This window comes from Sphingopyxis sp. H053, from assembly GCF_001468225.1.
Taxonomy (GTDB): Bacteria; Pseudomonadota; Alphaproteobacteria; order Sphingomonadales; family Sphingomonadaceae; genus Sphingopyxis.
In genome coordinates, this window is the sequence record NZ_LNRU01000001.1 from 16,760 (window position 1) to 36,959 (window position 20,200).

Annotated in this window: 19 protein-coding genes; 13 read left to right on the plus strand and 6 right to left on the minus strand. The window is 65.7% G+C overall.

Annotated features, from left to right (window positions below):
- Positions 1-140: 140 nt before the first annotated feature.
- The 10 genes from pyrH to rpmE all read left to right on the plus strand — a co-directional run bounded on the left by pyrH (position 141) and on the right by rpmE (position 9,502).
- Complete coding sequence (gene pyrH / locus ATE70_RS00070; protein WP_058535947.1) at positions 141-863, plus strand: UMP kinase; 723 nt, start codon at positions 141-143, stop codon at positions 861-863.
- Positions 864-885: 22 nt separating this feature from the next.
- Positions 886-1,440 carry a ribosome recycling factor gene (frr, locus tag ATE70_RS00075; RefSeq protein WP_056371461.1) on the plus strand — a complete coding sequence of 185 codons (555 nt, stop codon included), beginning with the start codon at positions 886-888 and terminating at the stop codon, positions 1,438-1,440.
- Positions 1,441-1,560: 120 nt separating this feature from the next.
- Positions 1,561-2,247, plus strand: coding sequence for a polyprenyl diphosphate synthase (gene uppS / locus ATE70_RS00080; protein WP_058535948.1), 687 nt, complete (start codon positions 1,561-1,563; stop codon positions 2,245-2,247).
- Between the two features lie 3 nt (positions 2,248-2,250).
- Positions 2,251-2,928 (plus strand): phosphatidate cytidylyltransferase, encoded by a 678-nt coding sequence (locus ATE70_RS00085; protein ID WP_058535949.1) that lies wholly within the window; start codon positions 2,251-2,253, stop codon positions 2,926-2,928.
- A 1-nt stretch (position 2,929) separates the two neighbouring features.
- The gene (locus tag ATE70_RS00090) at positions 2,930-4,096 is read left to right on the plus strand and encodes a 1-deoxy-D-xylulose-5-phosphate reductoisomerase (RefSeq protein ID WP_058535950.1); all 1,167 of its coding nucleotides are present in this window, start codon (positions 2,930-2,932) and stop codon (positions 4,094-4,096) included.
- Positions 4,089-5,219, plus strand: a complete 1,131-nt coding sequence (gene rseP / locus ATE70_RS00095) for an RIP metalloprotease RseP (RefSeq protein ID WP_058535951.1) — start codon at positions 4,089-4,091, stop codon at positions 5,217-5,219. Before ATE70_RS00090 ends, rseP begins: the two co-directional genes overlap by 8 nt.
- 73 nt (positions 5,220-5,292) lie before the next feature.
- On the plus strand, positions 5,293-7,983 hold the full coding sequence (gene bamA, locus ATE70_RS00100) for an outer membrane protein assembly factor BamA (protein ID WP_058536474.1): 2,691 nt from the start codon (positions 5,293-5,295) through the stop codon (positions 7,981-7,983).
- Positions 7,983-8,681 carry an OmpH family outer membrane protein gene (locus ATE70_RS00105; protein WP_058535952.1) on the plus strand — a complete coding sequence of 233 codons (699 nt, stop codon included), beginning with the start codon at positions 7,983-7,985 and terminating at the stop codon, positions 8,679-8,681. The genes bamA and ATE70_RS00105 overlap by 1 nt, the downstream gene beginning before the upstream one ends.
- 5 nt (positions 8,682-8,686) lie before the next feature.
- Positions 8,687-9,166, plus strand: coding sequence for a 3-hydroxyacyl-ACP dehydratase FabZ (gene fabZ / locus ATE70_RS00110; RefSeq protein ID WP_058535953.1), 480 nt, complete (start codon positions 8,687-8,689; stop codon positions 9,164-9,166).
- A 108-nt stretch (positions 9,167-9,274) separates the two neighbouring features.
- On the plus strand, positions 9,275-9,502 hold the full coding sequence (gene rpmE, locus ATE70_RS00115) for a 50S ribosomal protein L31 (protein WP_037517493.1): 228 nt from the start codon (positions 9,275-9,277) through the stop codon (positions 9,500-9,502).
- 29 nt (positions 9,503-9,531) lie between these two features.
- Here the strand turns inward: rpmE and ATE70_RS00120 are convergent, their stop codons facing one another.
- Positions 9,532-11,004: a glycerol kinase gene (locus tag ATE70_RS00120; RefSeq protein WP_058535954.1), complete on the minus strand. Its 1,473-nt coding sequence runs from the start codon at positions 11,002-11,004 to the stop codon at positions 9,532-9,534.
- Between the two features lie 426 nt (positions 11,005-11,430).
- Here ATE70_RS00120 and ATE70_RS00125 point away from each other — a divergent pair, with 426 nt between their 5' ends.
- The 3 genes from ATE70_RS00125 (at position 11,431) to ATE70_RS00135 (ending at position 15,684) form a co-directional block, all read left to right on the plus strand.
- Positions 11,431-12,813: a DEAD/DEAH box helicase gene (locus ATE70_RS00125; RefSeq protein ID WP_058535955.1), complete on the plus strand. Its 1,383-nt coding sequence runs from the start codon at positions 11,431-11,433 to the stop codon at positions 12,811-12,813.
- Positions 12,814-12,872: 59 nt separating this feature from the next.
- Entirely contained in the window at positions 12,873-14,540 is a 1,668-nt protein-coding gene (locus tag ATE70_RS00130; RefSeq protein WP_058535956.1) for an MFS transporter, read from the plus strand.
- A 97-nt stretch (positions 14,541-14,637) separates the two neighbouring features.
- Positions 14,638-15,684: an alpha/beta fold hydrolase gene (locus ATE70_RS00135; protein ID WP_058535957.1), complete on the plus strand. Its 1,047-nt coding sequence runs from the start codon at positions 14,638-14,640 to the stop codon at positions 15,682-15,684.
- On the opposite strand, the gene ATE70_RS00140 is transcribed toward ATE70_RS00135, so the two are convergent.
- The 5 genes from ATE70_RS00140 to ATE70_RS00160 form a co-directional block, all read right to left on the minus strand.
- Positions 15,635-16,390: an alpha/beta fold hydrolase gene (locus ATE70_RS00140; RefSeq protein WP_058535958.1), complete on the minus strand. Its 756-nt coding sequence runs from the start codon at positions 16,388-16,390 to the stop codon at positions 15,635-15,637. The two genes, ATE70_RS00135 and ATE70_RS00140, sit on opposite strands and share 50 nt — an antisense overlap.
- Positions 16,391-16,540: 150 nt before the next feature.
- The gene (locus ATE70_RS00145) at positions 16,541-16,783 is read right to left on the minus strand and encodes a hypothetical protein (RefSeq protein ID WP_058536475.1); all 243 of its coding nucleotides are present in this window, start codon (positions 16,781-16,783) and stop codon (positions 16,541-16,543) included.
- A gap of 132 nt (positions 16,784-16,915) precedes the next feature.
- Positions 16,916-17,866 (minus strand): DUF5996 family protein, encoded by a 951-nt coding sequence (locus ATE70_RS00150; protein WP_058535959.1) that lies wholly within the window; start codon positions 17,864-17,866, stop codon positions 16,916-16,918.
- 301 nt (positions 17,867-18,167) lie between these two features.
- Positions 18,168-18,839 (minus strand): spermidine synthase, encoded by a 672-nt coding sequence (locus tag ATE70_RS00155; RefSeq protein ID WP_058535960.1) that lies wholly within the window; start codon positions 18,837-18,839, stop codon positions 18,168-18,170.
- Positions 18,840-18,948: 109 nt separating this feature from the next.
- Positions 18,949-20,199 (minus strand): N-succinylarginine dihydrolase, encoded by a 1,251-nt coding sequence (locus ATE70_RS00160; RefSeq protein WP_058535961.1) that lies wholly within the window; start codon positions 20,197-20,199, stop codon positions 18,949-18,951.
- Between the last annotated feature and the right edge of the window lies 1 nt (position 20,200).

Sequence of the window (20,200 nt, forward strand, 5' to 3'; positions counted from 1 at the left end):
CACGGGCTACCGGCCCGCGCTGCGCGTTCCTCCTACCCGGAGCGCTTCTCACGCCGATCCCGATACTTCCAATTGGCAGGGACTGGCTCTAGGGTGCGCGCCATTCGCATATTCATCGATTACATAAGGTTCCCCCGATCATGGCTCTGCCCGGCATGAAACGTATTCTGCTGAAACTGTCGGGCGAGGCGCTGATGGGCTCCAGCCCGTTCGGCATCGACCCCGAAACCGTCGCGAGCATGGCGGCCGAGGTCAAGGAAGCCAAAGACCGCGGGCTCGAAATCTGCCTCGTCATCGGCGGCGGCAATATCTTTCGCGGCATGGCGGGCGCCGCCAAGGGCATGGACCGCGCACAGGCCGACTATATGGGCATGCTCGCCACCGTGATGAACGCGCTCGCGATGCAGAATGCGCTCGAACAGCTGGGCGTCGAAACGCGCGTCCAGTCGGCGATCGAGATGGACAAGGTGTGCGAGCCGGTGATCCGCCGCCGCGCCGAGCGCCATATGGAAAAGGGCCGCGTGGTGATCTTCGCCGCCGGCGTCGGCGCGCCTTATTTTACCACTGACAGCGGTGCCGCGCTCCGCGCCGCCGAGATGAAGTGCGACGCGCTGCTCAAGGGCACCAGCGTCGACGGCGTCTATAACGCCGATCCCAAGAAGGACCCGACCGCGGTCCGTTACGATACGCTGAGCTATGACCGCGTGCTCGCCGACAATCTGAAGGTGATGGACGCGAGCGCGGTCGCGCTGTGCCGCGACAATCATATCCCGATTGTCGTGTTCAACATTCGCGAACCCGGCAATCTGGCGCGTGTGCTGGCGGGCGAGGGTGTTTCCACCGTCGTCGCCGACGCGGCCTGAAGACATAAGAGAGGAATAAACGATGGCGAAATATGACAAGGCCGATCTCGAGCGCCGCATGCACGGTGCGGTCGAAGCGCTGAAGAGCGACCTTTCGGGCCTCCGCACCGGGCGCGCGCATACCGCGCTGCTCGATCCGGTGACGGTCGAGGTCTATGGCAGCCAGATGCCGCTGAACCAGGTCGCCTCGGTCAGTGCGCCCGAACCGCGCATGCTGTCGGTGCAGGTGTGGGACAAATCGAACGTCGGTCCGGTCGACAAGGCGATCCGCTCGGCGGGGCTTGGGCTCAACCCGATCGTCGACGGCCAGATGCTGCGCCTGCCGATCCCCGAAATGACGCAGGAGCGCCGCAAGGAGCTGTCGAAGCTCGCCGGCCAATATGCCGAAAAGGCGCGCATCGCGGTGCGCAACGTCCGCCGCGACGGCATGGACAATCTGAAGGCCGACGAGAATAAGAAGGAAATCAGCGAGGACGAGCGCAAGCGCCACGAGACCGAGGTGCAGAAGCTGACCGACGCGACGATCGCCGAACTCGACGCCGCCGCGACCGCCAAGGAAAAGGAAATCCTGGGCTAGTGGATCGCATGGTCGCATTGCACAATTTTCGTCGTCCCAGCGAAAGCTGGGACCGCAGGCGTGCAAGCGCGGCGCTTGGTCGAAAGCGATCCCAGCTTTCGCTGGGATGACGGATAGACGATGACCGAAACCACTCACGGCGCGCGCCATGTCGCCATCATCATGGACGGCAATGGTCGCTGGGCCAAGAAGCGCCTGCTGCCCCGCGTCGCCGGCCACAAGGCCGGGGTTGAGGCGGTGCGCACGATCGTGCGCGCCGCGGGCGACCTCGGGATCGAGGCGATGACGCTCTACGCCTTCAGTTCCGAAAACTGGAAGCGCCCTGAGGAAGAGGTCAGCGACCTGATGGGGCTGATGAAGCGCTTCATTCTGTCCGACCTCGACGAATTCGCTGCGAATGACGTGAAGCTGAAGGTAATCGGCAACTGGCGCGCGCTCGCGCCCGATGTCGTCAAACTGATCGAAAATGCGCTCGAACGCACATCGGGCAACAAGCGCACGACGCTCGCGGTCGCGCTCAACTATGGCGCGCAGGACGAGCTGGTTCGCGCCGCGACCGCCGCCGCCGCAGAGGGCCCGATCACCGAGGAGGCGATCGCCGCGCATCTCGACACCGCCGACATGCCCCCGCTTGACCTGCTCATCCGCACCTCGGGCGAGGTCCGGCTGTCGAATTTCCTGCTCTGGCAGTCGGCGTATGCCGAACTCTATTTCACCGATATCTTGTGGCCCGATTTCAAACCGGCCGACCTCAAGGCAGCGCTCGACCAATTTGCGCGGCGCGACCGCCGTTACGGGGGACTATAGGGCATGGCGACAGCGGCTAAATCGGACTTCTGGGCGCGGATCGGGTCGGCGATCGTCCTGTTCGCGATCGCGGGCACCGCGCTGTGGTTCGGCGGGCTTGCTTTCGGTCTGCTGCTGCTCGTCGGCGGGGCGCTTGTCCTCGTCGAATGGTTCGCGCTGGTGCGCGCAATGACGCTGGGTGGCGGCGCCAAGACCGCGCTCAACCTGCTCGGACCGATCCTCGTTCTCGGCGCGATGGCGGGGCTCTGGTTCATCCGCGACCATCTCGGCATGACTGCAGCGCTCTGGGTCTTCGGCATGGTGTGGGCGACCGACATCGGTGCCTATTTCGCTGGCCGCGCCTTTGGCGGCGCACGCCTCGCGCCCAAAATCAGCCCGTCGAAGACCTGGTCGGGCCTCATCGGCGGCATGATTGCGGCGCTGATCGCCAGCGCGACGATCGGCGACCGCGCGGGCATTATCGGCGTACCGCTGTGGATCGGGCTGTTCATGGGGCTGCTCGCGCAGCTCGGCGACCTCGCGCAAAGCTGGATGAAGCGCCGCGCGGGCGTCAAGGATTCGGGCAAGCTCATCCCCGGCCACGGCGGCCTGTTCGACCGCGTCGACGGCGTGCTGCCTGTGGCGCTGCTGCTGGGCGCGCTGGCGTTTGCGGGGCAGATCGCCGTGCGGGCGGCGGGCTGAGATGACACAGCGCCGCCTCTCGCTGTTCGGCGCCACCGGATCGGTCGGGCAATCGACCCTCGATCTGGTACGGCGCGATGGCGAGGCTTGGGCTGTCGGCGTGCTGACCGCGAACAGCGACGTCGCCGAACTGGCGAAGCTGGCAAGGGAGTTTCGTCCCGACATCGCGGTGATCGCCGACGAGGCGCGCTATGGCGCGCTCGCCGACGCGCTGGCCGGCACCGGCATCGAAGTGGCAGCGGGCGCCGATGCGCTCGTCGAAGCCGCGCAGCGCCCCACCGACCTCGTCATGGCGGCGATCGTCGGCACCGCGGGGCTCGCGCCGACGATGGCGGCGCTTGCCGCCGGATACGATGTCGCGCTCGCCAACAAGGAAGCGCTCGTATCGTCGGGCGAACTGATGACCGCGGTGGCGCGCACGTCGGGGGCGACGATCCTGCCCGTCGACAGCGAGCATAATGCGATCTTCCAGTGCCTCGCGGGCGGGCGCATCGATCAGGTGCGCCGCATCATCCTGACTGCAAGCGGCGGGCCGTTCCGTACGATGAGCGCCGACGATATGGCGCGCGTCACGCCCAAACAGGCGGTAGCGCACCCGAACTGGTCGATGGGCGCCAAGATCAGCGTCGATTCGGCGACGATGATGAACAAGGGCCTCGAGCTGATCGAGGCGCATCATTTGTTCCCCGTCGGGCTCGACCGCATCGAAATCCTCGTCCACCCGCAATCGGTGATCCACAGCCTCGTCGAATATATCGACTGCTCGACGCTGGCGCAGCTCGGCTCGCCCGACATGCGCATCCCGATCAGCAGCGCGCTCGCCTGGCCGCAGCGCATGGCGACGCCGTGCGCGCCGCTCGACCTCGCCAGCATCGCGCGGCTCGATTTCGAGGCGCCCGACGAGGTGCGTTTTCCCGCGACCGCGCTCTGCCGCGCCGCGATCGCCGAGGGCGGCGCGCGCCCGGCGCAGCTCAACGCCGCGAACGAAGTGGCGGTCGCCGCCTTCCTCGCGGGGCGCATTGCCTTCCCCGCCATCGTCGATACGGTGCGCCGCGTGATCGATGCCGACGCGCCCGCGGTGCCGGCATCGCTTCAGGACATATTCAGCGTCGATGCCGCATCCCGCGCGGCTGCTCAGCGTTTTGTGGACCAATATGAACATGCCTGACATTCCGCTTTGGCTCTATCCGCTCGCGTTCCTCGCGGTGCTGGGGCCGCTCGTCTTCGTGCACGAATATGGCCATTATATCGTCGGCCGCTGGTGCGGGGTGAAGGCCGACACCTTCTCGATCGGCTTCGGGCGCAAGATCCTCGGCTGGACCGACAAGCGCGGCACCGAATGGAAGATCGGCTGGCTGCCGCTCGGCGGCTATGTCCAGTTCGCGGGCGACCGCGATGCGGTCAGCCAGCCCGACGCGACCTGGCAAAAACTGCCAGCCGACCAGAAATCGCACACATTCCCCGCGCAGCCGGTGTGGAAGCGCGCGCTCATCGTTCTCGCAGGGCCGGTGACCAACTTCCTGTTCGCGATTGCGATTTTTGCCGCGTTCAACATGACCTATGGCGTTGCCACGGTTCCGCCTGTGATCGGCGGCGTGCAGGCAGGCAGTGCGGCCGAGGCGGCGGGGCTCCGTATTGGCGACCGTATCATCGGGATCAACGGACAGTCGGTCGACAGCTTCGGCGATATCCCGAAGATCGTGGCCTATGATCTCGGCAGGCCCGCTAGCCTCGATATCGCGCGCGGCGAGCAGCGGCTCGCGATCACCCTGCGCCCGCGGGTCACGACCGAAACCGACGGTTTCGGGAACAAGGCCGAGGTGGCGATCATCGGCATCCAGTCGGGCGCGCTGACCTATGCGCGGGTCGGCCCGTTGGAGGCGGTGAGGGCGAGCGCGGGGCAGACCTGGAACATCGTCCAGCTGACCGGCAAGATATTGGGCCAGTTCGCGACCGGGCAACGTTCGGTCAAGGAAATGGGCGGGCCGATCAAGATCGCGAAGCAGTCGGGCGAACAGGCGACGCTGGGCGTCGCCGCGCTGATCTTCTTCATCGCCTTCGTTTCCATCAATCTGGGGTTCATCAACCTCTTGCCATTGCCGATGCTCGATGGCGGTCATCTGGCCTTTTACGCCTATGAAGCGATCCGGCGCCGCCCCGCGCCGCCGCAGGCGCAGGAATGGGCGTTCCGATTCGGCTTTGCGGCAATCGTGACCCTTATGCTGGTCGTGACTTTCAACGATTTGGGCTCAATTGGCGTGTGGGACAGGATCGCCCGCTTGATTGGCTAGCGAGTCTGGGGCAGGGAGTGGCGCACGAACCCGCGGTCAGGCGGGTTTGTCGCTTTTGAGTTATTTTTTCGGGATGAACAGCGTGGCTTCACACAAATTCTCGGCGCGGACGCAGCTGTCGGTACTTCTTTTGGCCGGCACGATGCTTGGCGCGCCGGTGATGGCGCAACAGGTTGCGCCGCCAGTCGTCCCGGCTCCGGCTCCCGAAGCGGCTCCCACCGCGACGACGGTCAAGTCGATCACCGTCGTCGGCAACCAGCGGCTCGAGGCGCAGACGATCCTGTCGTACCTGCGCCTGCGCGTCGGGCAGCAATATGACCGCTCGATCCTCGACCAGGCGCTGAAGGATCTGGCCGCGACCGAATTGTTCAAGGATTTCCAGATCACCGACAATGCCGGTGCGCTGACGATCCAGGTCACCGAGAACCCCGTGATCAACCGCGTCATCCTGGAGGGCAACAAGCGCCTGAAGGAAGACAAGGTCCGCCCGGAGATCAAGCTCGCGCCGCGTCAGATCTTCACCCGCTCGAAAGTCCGCGCCGACGTCGCGCGCATCATCGAGCTCTACAAGCGTCAGGGCCGCTTTGCCGCGACGGTCGAGCCCAAGATGGTGTCGCTCGACCAGAACCGCGTCGACGTCGTGTTCGAAATCAACGAAGGGCCGAAATCGAAGGTCCGCCAGATCAACATCATCGGCAACGAGAAGTTCAGCGACGGCGACCTCAAGGACGAGATGGCGACGAAGCAGTCGAGCCTGATGACGATCCTGTCGTCGAACACCAGCTACGACCCCGACCGCCTCGCCTATGACCAGCAGAAGCTGCGCCTTTTCTACCTGACCAACGGTTACGCCGATTTCCGCGTGATTTCGGCGGTGGCCGAGCTGACGAGCAACAAGCAGGACTTCATCATCACCTATGTGGTCGAGGAAGGCGAACGCTACAAGTTCGGCGACATCGACGTGAAGAGCGAAATCCGCGACTTCCAGCCCGAAATGCTGAAGAAGCTGCTGCCGATGAAGACCGGCGACTGGTATGACGCCAAGCAGGTCGAGGACACGGTCGAAAGCCTGAGCGAAACCGCGGGTCTGTTCGGCTACGCCTTTGCCGACATCAACCCCGAATTCCGCCGCGACCCCGAAACGCGGACGATGGCGATCACCTTCAACGTCGCCGAAAGCCCGCGTACCTATGTCGAGCGCATCGACGTCAACGGCAACACGCTGACCCACGACAAGGTCGTGCGCCGCGAATTCCGCCTGAACGAAGGCGATGCGTTCAACAGCTTCGGCGTCAAGCGTACCGAAAACCGCATCAATAGCCTCGGTTATTTCCAGGAAAACCTGGAAATCGAGCGCAAGGAAGGCAGCGCCCCCGACCGCATCATCCTCGAAACCAACGTCGAGGAAAAGCCGACCGGTGAACTCTCGCTGTCGGCCGGCTTCTCGTCGATCGAGAATTTCCTGCTCCAGGCGTCGATCCGCCAGCGCAACTTCCGCGGTCTCGGCCAGCAGCTCCAGGCGTCGGTCAACTATTCGAGCTATTCGAAGTCGATCGAGCTCGGTTTCACCGAACCCTATCTGTTCGACCGCAACATCTCGGTCGGCGGCAGCATCTATCGCCGCGATTTGAACTCGTTCAACTTCATCAACAACGACCGCCGGACGACGTTCCAGCAGGTCACGACGGGGGCGCAGATCAACGCCGGCGTGCCGCTGACCGAATTCATGTCGTTCTTCGCGCGCTACAGCATCAACTTCGACGATGTGACGCTCGACAAGGGAATCTATTATTTCGGCGGCGAGTGCGACCCGCTCGTGGCCGGCCGTTACCTGTGCGACGCGATCGGCAACCGCACGACCTCGCTGCTCGGCTATACGCTCGCCTATGACGACCGCGACAATCGCATCCGTCCGACGCGCGGCCAGTCGCTGTCGCTCAGCCAGGATTTCGCCGGCCTCGGCGGCAGCGTCAAATATGTCCGCACGCGCTTGAACGGCTCGAAGCACTTCAACCTCGGCAGCCGCTTCATCCTCAATTTGTCGGCCGAAGGCGGCTATATCTATCCGTTCGGCGGCCGTCCGACCCCGACGAGCGACAAGGTCCGCCTGACCGACCGCTTCTTCCTCGGCGAACCGCAGATGCGCGGTTTCGACATTCGCGGCGTCGGCCCGCGTGTTATCCGTTACTCGGTCGACAATACCGATCCGGCGAACCCCATTGTCGTCACCGACGCCAACGGTGAGCGCGGCCAGATCGACGACGCGCTTGGCGGCCGCGCCTATTATCAGGGCCGGATCGAACTCGATATTCCGCTCGGCACCGGCGCAAAGGAAATGGGGCTTCGCCCGTCAATCTTCGTCGACGTCGGATCGGTGTTCAGCGTCCGCCGCCCGACGCTGACGACGCTTGCCAATTTCAGGGAAACCGACCCCAACGCGCCCGGTTTCGGTCTCACCAAGTCGCTTTGCCGTAACGCGACCACGGGTGTCACCCAGTTCGCGACGGAAACGGTAACGACGCCGACGGGCGGCGTCCCGACGGGCACCGGTCAATACACGACCTGCCCGACCGATTTCTCGCGCCTCGATCCGTTCGAGGAACGCTTCTTCGGCGACACGTGGATGCCGCGCGTGTCGATCGGTGCCGGGGTGAACTGGAACTCTCCCTTCGGTCCCTTCCGGATCGACTTCGCTTACGCCCTTCGCAAAGAAGAGGGCGATGATACCAAACGCTTCTCATTCAATGTAGGAACCCAATTCTGATGAAGAAAATCCTTGCCGCCTCGGCGCTGGCGATTGCCACGCTGTCGGTCTCGCCCCTCCTGTCGGCTCCCGCCATTGCCCAGGCAAAGGGTGTCGGCGTTGCCGACGTCCGCGTCGCCGCCGCCCGCTCGAACGCCTTCCAGACTGCCTCGAAGCAGATCGAAACGACCTACAAGGCGCAGATCGACCAGCAGCAGTCGCGCGGCCAGACGCTGCAGGCCGAAATCAACGTCCTGATCGCGAAATATAACGAAGAAGCGAAGAAGACGCCGGTCAACCAGGCCTCGCTGCAGGCTGCCGCCAAGGCCGTCCAGGACAAGCGCCAGGCCGCGCAGGCCGAGCTCGGTCAGATCGGTGCGCCCGTCGACCTCGCGATCGCTTATGTCGAAGACCAGATCAGCGTTCGCATGAACGAAGCGATCAAGGCCGCGATGACCGCGAAAAAGGTCGACCTGCTCGTCAACCCCGAGGCGGTGATCGCGCGCGAAAACAATGTCGACATCACCGACGCGGTGGTTGCCGAACTCAACCGCATCCTGCCCAACGTGTCGACTGCGGTTCCCGCCGGTTACCAGCCGGGCCAGCTCGTCCAGCAGCGTAATCAGCAGCTGATGGACCAGGCGCGCGCCGCGCAGGGCGGAACGCGTCCGGCGACCCCGGCTCCGGCACCGACCGGCACCGCACCGACGACCCGCTAAGATCGATGACGGACGGGGAAAAGCCGGACGGCGCCTTGGGCCCGGTGGATATCCGCCGGATCCTGACGCTGCTGCCGCATCGTTATCCGATGCTGCTCGTCGACCGGGTGGAATCGATGGTGAAGGACACCTCGATCCACGCGGTCAAGGCGGTGACGATCAACGAGCCCTTTTTCCAAGGGCATTTCCCCGGCCGGCCGATCATGCCCGGCGTCCTCATCGTCGAGGCGCTGGCGCAGGCCGGCGGCATATTGGCGATCGAATCGCTCGGCCTCGGCGGCTCGGGCAAGCTCGTCTATTTCATGGCGATCGATGGGGTGAAGTTCAGGAAACCGGTCGAACCCGGCGTCCTGCTAGACCTCCACGTCACCATCGTTCAGGCAAAGCGGAACATCTGCAAGTTCGAGGGCAGGGCGATGCTGGGTGACAGCCTGGCGGCCGAGTGCCAGTTCACCGCGATGATCGCCGACCCGCCGAGCGACTAACCACCACTTGCCAAATCCGGCATTCGCCGTTAGGGGACGCCGCTTCGCGTCCCCGGACGCACAGACTCACGCTGCTGGTCGGTAACCAGCGGCACAGGAGCTTGAGACATGAAAAACGACATTCACCCCGACTATCACATGATCACGGTCAAGATGACCGATGGCACCGAATATCAGACGCGCTCGACCTGGGGCAAAGAGGGCGACACGATGACGCTCGAAATCGACCCCACCGCGCACCCGGCCTGGACCGGCGGCACCGGACGCATGCTCGACGCTGCGGGTCAGGTCGCCAAGTTCAACAAGCGTTTCGGTGGTCTCACCCTCAAGCGCTAAGGATGCCCACCTCCGCGAATGCGGGGGTGTCAGCTCAGAACCTTTGCAAGCGCGCTTTGCCAGCCGGCAAGGCGCGTTTTGCGTTTGTCGGCACCCAGCGCGGGCGTGAAGCGCGTCGCGGTGCCGCGCATCGCCTTGGCCGCGCTCGCGAGGTCCGGATAAAGCCCCGCGCCGGTGGCGGCGAGCATCGCGGCGCCAAGCGCGGTGCTCTCGACGAAATCGGGCCGTTCGACGGTGATGCCCAGCATGTCGGCAAGGTCCTGCGCCATCCAGTCGTTCGCGGCCATGCCGCCGTCGATCCGCACCTCGGCCCAGTCGACCCCATCGGCGGCGAAGGCCGATTTCAGGTCATGCGCCTGATAGGCTTGCGCTTCCAGCGCGGCGCGCGCGACATGCGCCTTCGTCGTTGCGAAGTTCAGTCCCGATATGGCCGCGAGCGCATCGGGGCGCCAGTGCGGCGCGCCGAGCCCGGTGAGGGCGGGGACCAGATAGACGCCGCCATTGTCGCTCACCGAACGCGCCAACCCCTCGCTCTCGCCCGCATTGGCGAGCAGGCCCAGCCCGTCGCGCAGCCATTTGATCAGGCTGCCGGCGACGAACACCGATCCTTCGAGCGCATAGGAGCGCACGTCGCCCTCCTGCACCAATATTGTCGCGAGCAGACGATGGTTCGACACGGGGCGCACCGTGCCGCTGGCAGACAGGATGAAGGCGCCGGTCCCGAAGGTCGCCTTGGTCTGTCCCGGCGACAGGCACGCCTGCCCGATCGTTGCAGCCTGCTGGTCTCCCGCCATGCCGCAGATCGCGATCGCGCCGCCGAACAGCGCCGGATCGGTCGTGCCGACGCGCGTCGTGCAGCCGGTGATTTCGGGAAGCAGGTCCATCGGCACGCCGAGCAGGTCGCACAATTCGCTATCCCAGCCGCCTTGGCCGTTGATGTCCATCAGCAAGGTGCGCGACGCGTTGCTCGCATCGGTGACATGAACGCCGCCGGTCAGGCGATAGACGAGATAGGATTCGACCGTCCCGACCGCGAGCCGGTCGCCGGCTTCCTTCAGCTGCGGCCAGTGCTTCAGCGCCCAGCCGATCTTGGTTCCCGAAAAATAGGGATCGAGCAGCAACCCGCTCTTCGCCTGCGCTTGTGCCTCATGGCCGGCGTCTTTCAGCGCCGCGCAATCGGCGGCCGAGCGGCGGTCCTGCCACACGATTGCGCGCGCGAGCGGCTCGCCGGTGGTGCGGTCCCAGAACACCACCGTCTCGCGCTGGTTGGTGATCCCGATCGCGGCGACATGGTCTGCGCCGCCCGCCTGCGCGATCATTTCGCGCGTGCAGGCGAGGGTGGCCTCCCAGATTTCGGCGGCGTCATGTTCGACCAGGCCGGGGCCGGGATAATGTTGCCGGATCTCGCGCTGCGCGCTGCCGAGCGGGGTGCCGTCGGCGCCGAAAAGCATCGTCCGCGTCGACGTCGTGCCCTCGTCGATGACGATGATTTTCTCGGCCATTTATCCCCCCGTCTTTGTTCTATCCGTCGCCCCCGCGAAGGCGGGGGCCGCTGGCATTCTGGCTCAACATCGCTTGATGCCGACAACGGCCCCCGCCTTCGCGGGGGCGACGCGCATTTTAGCTATCGCATTGATGAAGAAAGAACCGCCCTTCGACAAGCTCAGGGAGAATGGAATAGGTAAGCGCGCAATTATCTTGCAAAACTGCGCAACCCATGCCATATGTTGTGCAGCGCAGCATGGCGGGACCTCCCGCCGTAACCACCGGCAGCGTGATTTTCCCGCCCGAAACAGGCGCGGGACGAGCCGGACCAGCGCTTTGTCCCCAGAGGCACCCTTTCACGCGGGTCGTTTCGAACCCGCGGCCGTGCGCCGTCCGTTCGATGCGAACGGATGCGCCTGCGCGTCGCCCTATGTGAGTATTTTATGACGACTTTTAACGACTTTGGCCTGCACGCCGACATCAATCGCGCGCTTGCCGCCAAGGATTATACCACCCCGACCCCGATTCAGACGCAGGCGATCCCGCCGCTGATGAAGGGCCGCGACCTGTGCGGTATCGCGCAGACGGGCACCGGCAAGACCGCCGGTTTCTCGCTGCCGTCGATCCATCATCTTTTGACCTATCCGCACCGCCCGACCCCGCGCGGTTGCCGCATGCTCGTCCTCGCGCCGACGCGTGAGCTGGCCGCGCAGATCGCGCAAAGCTGCCGCGACTATGGCCGCTTTACCAAGCTCAGCGTCACGACGGTGTTCGGCGGCGTGCCGATCAACAAGCAGATCCGCGACCTGTCGGGCGGCGTCGACATCCTCGTCGCGACCCCGGGCCGCCTGCTCGACCTGATCGACCAGCGCGCGCTGCGCCTCGACGACGTCGAGATCTTCGTCCTCGATGAAGCCGACCAGATGATGGACATGGGCTTCATCCATTCGCTGCGCCGCGTCGCCAAGCTGCTCCCGTCGCGCCGCCAGAACCTCTTCTTCTCGGCGACGATGCCCAAGGAAATCGCCCACCTCGCCGAACAGTTCCTTGAGGATCCGGTGACCGTGTCGGTCACCCCGGCGGCGACCACGGTCGAAAAGATCAGCCAATATTCGACCTTCGTCGAACAGAAGGAAAAGCAGGCGCTGCTGCACTCGGTCATTGCCAGCGAAGACATCGACCGCGCGCTGATCTTCACCCGCACCAAGCATGGCGCCGACCGCGTCGTGCGCCACCTCGCGGGCGCGAACATCAAGGCGATGGCGATCCATGGCAACAAGAGCCAGTCGCAGCGCACCCACGCGCTGCAGGCGTTCCGCTCGGGCGACATCAAGCTGCTCGTCGCGACCGACATCGCCGCACGCGGTATCGACGTGTCGGGGGTCAGCCATGTGATCAACTTCGAGATCCCGAACGTCCCCGAACAATATGTCCACCGCATCGGCCGCACCGCGCGCGCCGGCGCCGAGGGCAAGGCGATCAGCTTCATCGCCCCCGATGAGCGTCCGTACATGCGCGATATCGAGCGCGTGACGCGGAGCAAGTCCGAACCGATGCCGCTGCCCGAGAATTTCAACGAGCTGGTGCGCAACCTGCCGAAGCCGGCACAGCCGCCGCGCGACACGGGCAGCCAGGGCCGCGACCCCAATCGCCAGCGTCAGGACGCGCATCGTCAGCGCGATGGCGGCCAGCCGCGCGGCGAACGCGGTCCGCGCCGCGATGGTGCGGCAGCCGGCGAGGGCGCCGAAGGCCAGCGCAAGCGCCGTTTCCGCCCGCGCAACAAGAGCGTCGGCGCACACAAGGGTGCGGTCAAGCGCGTCGGTTGACGCACGCTACCCGTCCGCTAGACCCTTCGCCCACAAGATAATGGGCGAAGGGGTAGCGGATGACGAACGGTGACGGCGCGGCGGCACTCGAAACCCGGCAGAGCGAACGCAAGGTCATCCTGGCCTCGTCGCTCGGCACGGTGTTCGAATGGTATGATTTCTACCTCTACGGCCTGCTCGCGACGATCATCTCGGCGCAATTCTTTTCGGGCGTCAACGAAACCACCGGCTTCATCTTTGCGCTCGGCGCCTTCGCCGCGGGCTTTGCGGTAAGGCCGTTCGGCGCGCTCGTGTTCGGGCGCATCGGCGACCTTGTCGGGCGCAAGAACACCTTTCTCGTCACCATGGGGCTGATGGGCGCCTCCACCTTCCTCGTCGGCGTGCTGCCCAGCTATGCGTCGATCGGCGTCGCGGCGCCGATCCTCCTCGTGCTGCTCCGTCTCGTCCAGGGGCTCGCGCTCGGCGGCGAATATGGCGGCGCCGCCACTTACGTCGCCGAACATGCGCCCGAGGGCAAACGCGGGCTTTTCACCAGCTTCATCCAGACCACCGCGACGCTCGGCCTGTTCGCGGCGCTCGGCGTCGTCATCGTCATCCGCTCGGTCATGGGCGAGGCCGCTTTCGCCGACTGGGGCTGGCGCATTCCCTTCCTCATCTCGGTAATCCTGCTCGGCGTGTCGCTGTGGATCCGCCTCCAGCTCGAGGAAAGCCCGGTCTTCAAGCAGATGAAGGAGGAGGGCACGACCTCGAAGGCACCGCTCACCGAGGCGTTCGGCCGCTGGGAGAATCTCAAATGGGTGATCGTCGCGCTGTTCGGCGCGGTCGCGGGGCAGGCGGTCGTCTGGTATTCGGGGCAATTTTACGCGCTCTTTTTCCTCGAAAAGACGCTGAAGGTCGACGGCGCCACCGCGAACATATTGATCGCCATCGCGCTCGCGCTCGGCACGCCCTTCTTCATCTTCTTCGGCTGGCTCAGCGACAAGGTCGGGCGAAAGCCGATCATCCTCGCGGGCTGCGCGCTCGCCGCGCTCACTTATTTCCCGGCGTTCCAGATGCTCACCGCCGCCGCCAACCCCGCGATGGCCAAGGCGCAGCAGAACGCCGCCGTCATCATGGCGGCCGATCCCGGGTCCTGCTCGTTCCAGTTCGATCCGATCGGCGGCAACAAGTTCGAAGGCAGCGGCTGCGACATCATCAAGTCGACGCTGGCAAAGGCGGGTGCGAGCTACACGTCTTTCACGCGCGAACGCATGACGGGCGAACCGGCGCGCGTGCGCATCGGCTCGCGCGTCCTCGCCGCGCCCGATCCCTGGCGCCTTGCCGAAGAGGATCGCGCCGGCGCGATCGCCGCGTTCCGCTCCGAACTCCAGAATGCGCTGACCGACGCCGGCTATCCGGCAAAGGCCGATCCGGCGGCGATCAACAAGCCGCTCGTCGTCGCGATCCTCTTCTACCTCGTGCTGCTCGTGACGATGGTCTACGGCCCGATCGCCGCATTGCTCGTCGAACTCTTCCCCAGCCGCATCCGCTACACCGCGATGTCGCTGCCCTATCATATCGGCAACGGCTGGTTCGGCGGTTTCCTGCCGACGACGGCGTTCGCGATGGTCGCGGCGACGGGCAACATCTATTACGGCCTCTGGTATCCGGTGATCGTCGCGGTGATCACATTGATCGTCGGGCTGTTGTTCCTGCCCGAAACCTTCCGGCGGAAAATTCACGAGTAGACAATATTGACCCTCCCCATGGCTGCGCCACAGGGAGGATCTTCACATTGACGGAGCAGCCCTGCTCGCTAGGTTCGCGCGGAGCCTTGAGGGGGGCATGATGATTGCCGACGACATAGATTTCGATCCGCCGCCGCCACCGCGGCGTCCGTTCTTTCGGCGCAAGCGGGTGCTGATCCCGCTCGCGTTGTTGCTCGCGGTCGTGGTCGGTTTCCTCCTGCTCCTGACGCCTGATACCGACCGCGACGCGATGATCGCCAAATATGGCGGCCCGAACGCGGCATTCGTCGCGGGGCCGGCGGGGCAGCGGATTCACTATCGCGATCAGGGCAATCGCGACGGCCCCGCGATCATCCTCGTCCATGGCGCCAATGCCAGCCTCCATACGTGGGAACCGCTGGTGAAGCGGCTCGGCGGCACCTACCGGATCGTCACGCTCGACCTGCCGGGACACGGGCTCACCGGTGCGACCCCCGACACCGATTATTCGGCCGAGGGCATGATGAACGCGGTCGACGTCGTCGCGGCGAAGCTCGGGCTCGATCATTTCATCCTCGGCGGCAATTCGATGGGCGGCTGGGTCAGCTGGCGCTACGCGCTCGCGCAGCCCGCGCGTGTCGATGCGCTGCTGTTGATCGACGCCGCCGGCATGCCGCTGCGGCCGGGCGAAAAAAGGCCCGAATCGAATGTCGGTTTCCGCGTCCTCGAATATCCCTTCGGCCGCTGGCTGGCGACGCGCGTCACGCCGCGGATGCTCGTCGAACAGTCGCTGCGCGGGTCGGTCGAGAAACAGGAGATCGTCGATGACGCGATGATCGACCGCTATTGGGAGCTGCTGCGCTTTCCGGGCAATCGCGAAGCGACGGTGCTGCGCGCGCGGATGGACCGCGAGCCCAGGGTGGCGGCGCGTGCCGGCGAGATCGAGGCGCCGACGCTGATTCTGTTCGGCGACAAGGACCGGATCATCAACCCCAGCGCCGCAAAGACGTTCAACGAACGCATCGCGGGGTCCGAGGTCGTGATGTTGCCCGGCATCGGCCACCTGCCGATGGAGGAAGCGCCCGATGCGACCGCGAAGGCGATCGCCGATTTCCTTACGCGGCGGCTTGTTCCGCCGGCGCCGGCTGATCCAGAAACGCGCTGATCCGCGCCGAAATGGCCGCGGCGTGGGTGAAGGGGAAGAGGTGCGATCCCGGCACCATTTCCAGCACCGCGCCATCGATCTGGTCGGCGAGCATCTCGCCATAGCAGGCGGGCATCACGCCATCCTGCTCGCCCATCAGCACCAGCGCCGGAAGCTCTTTCAACCCCGACAGGAAACCCACGCTGCTCCATCCGATCATCGCGGCACTCTGGTAAGCGATGCCGAGCGGGGTCGCGGTCTGGATCTTGAGCCCGCTCGCCAGCATGTCGTCGTCGAACATCGCGGCCCAGCCGATCCCCGGCGCGCCCATGACCGGGGTCGTCGCCATCAGCACAAGACGGCGCACGCGCCCCGGAAACTGGATCGCGATCTGCTGTGCCAGCGCGCCGCCCCAGCTGAACCCGGCGACGTCGATCATCTTGTGCCCAAGGCGGTCGGCGATCTCCATCACCACCGCCGCGATCGTCGGCGCGCCATAGGGCAGCAGCGCGTCGGGCGAACCGCCGACGCCGGGCATGTCGAGCGTCCACACTTCGCGGTCATGGATCTGCGCGAGCAGCGGCGCCGCGGCGACCAGATCGGCACCGATGCCATTCAGGAACAGCAAGGGCGTGCCGGGCGTGCCCGCACGCCAGCGCGCGACGCGGAGGCTCAGGCCGTATATATGCTCGTTGCTGATGGCCGGCCGGCCGCTGATCCTGCTCATGGGCACGCCTTCGCATATCTGGATGACGTGGGGAAGGCGGGGGCTGTATATTCCGTCGCCCCTGCGAAGGCAGGGGCCGCTGGCAGCCTTGCCCCGCCCGTGCCGTGTAAACCGATTGCGGCCCCTGCCTTCGCAGGGGCGACGTCGTTGCTATTCCGTCGTCTGCCGCGCGGCCTCCGCGGCTTGCTCGAAGCGCAGGCAATCGAAAATCTTCGCGCCCGCAAGGAACACCGATCCGGTGCAGGCCAGCAGCAACAGTTTGCCGCCGGTCCCCGGATATTCGTGCAGATAGGCGGCGCCGCGCGCCATCGCCCCGACGGCGAGCGCATAGATGATGAGGCACGCTTCGAAGCGGGTCTTGATGACGAACAGGCGTCCGATTTTTTTCAGCATCACCATAGCCTAAGCAAGCGCCGTGCCACTGGCGCAAATGCGGGATTCGGCGCGCCGGGCTTATGGTAAACTGTAAGTTAATCCGACAGATGGGGGCAAGCCACCAGGGCATCCATTCGGCGAAAAGGCGGTTCAATTCGTCTCGCGAACCCGCGCCGGCGCGCCCAGCGGGCACTCCAGCGCGGCGCGGTCCCAGCCCGCGGCGTCGGCCGCCGCGCCATAGCTGCGCTCGAGAAAGTCGAGCAGCAGCGCATCGGGCGACGCCGCCGTCCGCACCGCGTCATAAGGCAGGATATATTCGCCCATGCCCGCGTCGAAGCGCGCCGCGTCGGGCACCGGATAGTCCCGAAACCCGGCCGGTTCGGGATAGGCGTAGGAATAGAACGCGGGTTCGGGAAAAGCGTCGCCGCCCGGCCAGAAGCCGGCGCTGCTGACCTCGTGCGAATAGGCTTCGCGCGTCACCGGGTCGGGCAGGCCCGGCACGCCGCCGGGGTGCGGCGGCGCCGCGCGGCCCGAAAAGCGCGTGACGGCCAGGTCGAAGCTGCCCCAGAAGAAATGCACTGGGCTCGCCTTGCCCAGAAACCCGCTGCGGAACAGCTTGAACACGCGGTCGACCTGCATCAGCGCGCGCCAGAAACGATGCGCGGCCTCGGCGTCATAGCTTTTGTGGCTCTCGTCGCGCGCGAACGGGATCGGGTCGGGCACCTCGTTCGGCACGCCATGGATGCGCACTGCGATGCCAAGGTCGGCGAGCAATCCCAACAGCCGATCGTGGAAATCGGCGACGCTGCGCGGTTCGAGCACGAGCTCGCGGGTCTGCCCCTGGCTCGTGCGGCAGATCAGCCGGTGGACGATGAAGTCGAATTCGATTTCGAGCAGTTCGTGCCCGACCGGGATCGGCGATGTGGTGAGGCCGCGCGCGCTGACATAGAGCGGCACCTGCCAACCATGGTTGAGCCAGGGTGTCAGCGACAGGCGGATCTTGCCGACGATCTGCGTCCACAGCTGCAGCGTGATCGCGGTATCGCGCCAGTCGGCCCAGCGCAGTTCGGGCCAGATCGCGGATTGCTCGGTCGGTGACATCGCGGCTTTCCTTCGCCAAATATCGTACGCCGCCCCCAATGTGATGTTTAGCTGGTTCTGTGCCTAAAAATAGCGCGGAATCGGTCCTGCCTACGGCGTCTGGTCGAAAAGGCGGCGATGACATCGGGGTGGTGAGCGGACGGTGGCGTCCTTACCCTTCGTCATCCCGGACTCTTACCCTTCGTCATCCCGGACTTGATCCGGGATCCATGGCGGCGCTGAAGTCGTGGACCCCGGATCAAGTCCGGGGTGACGAGAGTATGGGAGTCTGCAATCGGTCGGGAGCCAAGCGCGACCGCCGCTAGTTCACCCGCGCAAACCAGATGACGTGCCGCGGGCCTTTGCCGTTGCTGCGCGCGCGCACGCCGACCTCTTCGACCTGAAAGCCCGCCGCCGCCAACCGGCGCGTGAAGCGGGCGTCGGGCGCCGCCGACCATATCGCCAAGATGCCGCCGGGGCGCAGCGCCGCCTTGGCCGTGGCGAGGCCCGCCGCCGAATAGAGACCCTCGTTGGCGTCGCGCGTCAGGCCATCGGGCCCATTGTCGACGTCGAGCAGGATCGCGTCATAGCGGCGCGTCGCCGCGCCGATCGCCTTCGACACATCGCCGAGGATCAGCTCGACCCGCGGATCGTCGAGACAGCCCGCCGCCAGCTCGGCCATCGGGCCGCGCGCCCACTCGATGATGCCCGGCACCAGTTCGGCCACCGCAATCTTTGCATCGGGCCCGAGCGTCGCCAGTGCGGCGCGCAGGGTGAACCCCATGCCATAGCCGCCGATCAGCAGGCTGGCCGCCTTCGGGCTGCGCAGCCGGTCGCAGGTCATCGTCGCCAGCGCTTCTTCGGAACCGCTCATCCGGCTGCTCATCAATTCGTTGCGATCGATCGCGATGATGAAATCGTCACCGCGCCGGTACAGCCGCAGTTCGTCGCCGCCCGGCACCTCGGCGGTGCCGATCAGTTCGCGAATCTTCAACTTACGTCGCCCCTTTTCTTATCGTCACCCCGGACTTGATCCGGGGTCCAGACTGCGGGGGCGGCGATGGATGCCGGATCAAGTCCGGCATGACGAAGCGAATATGCTGTCAAACCAGCTCGCCGAGGTCGAGCGTTTCGAGAAGTGCCGCGCGCGCTTTGCGCACGTCGCTCGCCAGCGCTGCCGAGGCGAGGTCGCCGGGCGCGATCGCTTCGGGCCAGTGCTTCGCCACGACGCCTGCAATCCGGTCGAGCTTTGCTTCGTCGGCGATAAAGCGCGGATCGACCGTCGCCGGATCGGCAACGACGCGCAGGCGCAGGCATGCCGGCCCGCCGCCGTTCGCCATCGACTGGCGCACGTTCACCGGCAGCAGGCGGCGGATCGGGCCGTTGCCCGCGACATGTGCCTCCAGCCAGTTCCACACCGCGGGCGTGGCCTGCGCCTCGGTCGGCAGCACCAGCCCCATGCCGCCGCCATCGGGCAAGCTGACGAGCTGCGCGTTGAACAGATAGGATTTGATCGCGTCGGGCAGGCTCACCGCGCTCGCCGGCACCTCGACGATCTCGACCGCGGGAAAAGCGGCGCGAATTTCGGCGTGCGCCGCGTCGCGATCCTCGAACGCGGTTTCGTGGGTGAACAGCACATGCTCGTTCGCGACCGCGACGACGTCGTTGTGGAACGCGCCGCCCTGGATCGCGGTGTCCGACTGACGGATGAACAGCGTGCGCGCGGGATCGAGCCCGTGGTTGCGTGCGATCGCCTTCGACGCGTCGAGATGCTGGCGCGCCGGAAAGCGCCCGCCGCCGACGCCATAGACGAAGATTTCGACGCCGGCCCCATCGTGCCCGCTGCACAGCCGCATATGGTTCGCCGCGCCCTCGTCGCCGAAGGGGGCGGGGACCGGCGCATGCACCGCAAAGGCGGGGTCGGCGAACGCGAGGCGAAGCTGTGCGAGCGTGCCCGGCCATTCGTGGCTGCGGTGCGGCATGGTGACGAGGTTCGCGACGGTCAGATGGCATTTGCCGTCGGCGCTGTCGGGCGCGGGCGAGACGGTCGCGGCGTTGGCGGCCCACATCGACGACGCCGACCACGCCTGCGCACGCAAATGTCCCTCGGCATCTTCGGGGGTCGTGCCGAGCGTCGCGAGCCATGGCGCATCGGGGCGGTCGAGCGGGGCGAAGAAGCCCTGCGGCAGCCCGAGCATCAGATTGTGGCGCATCTTCTCGATGCCCTGCAGCGCCGCGGCGCGCGGCTGCGACACGTCGCCGGCGTTGCTCGCCGACGCGATATTGCCGCGGCTGAGCCCCGCATAATTGTGGCTCGGGCCGATGATCCCGTCGAAATTGATTTCGGTCAGCATC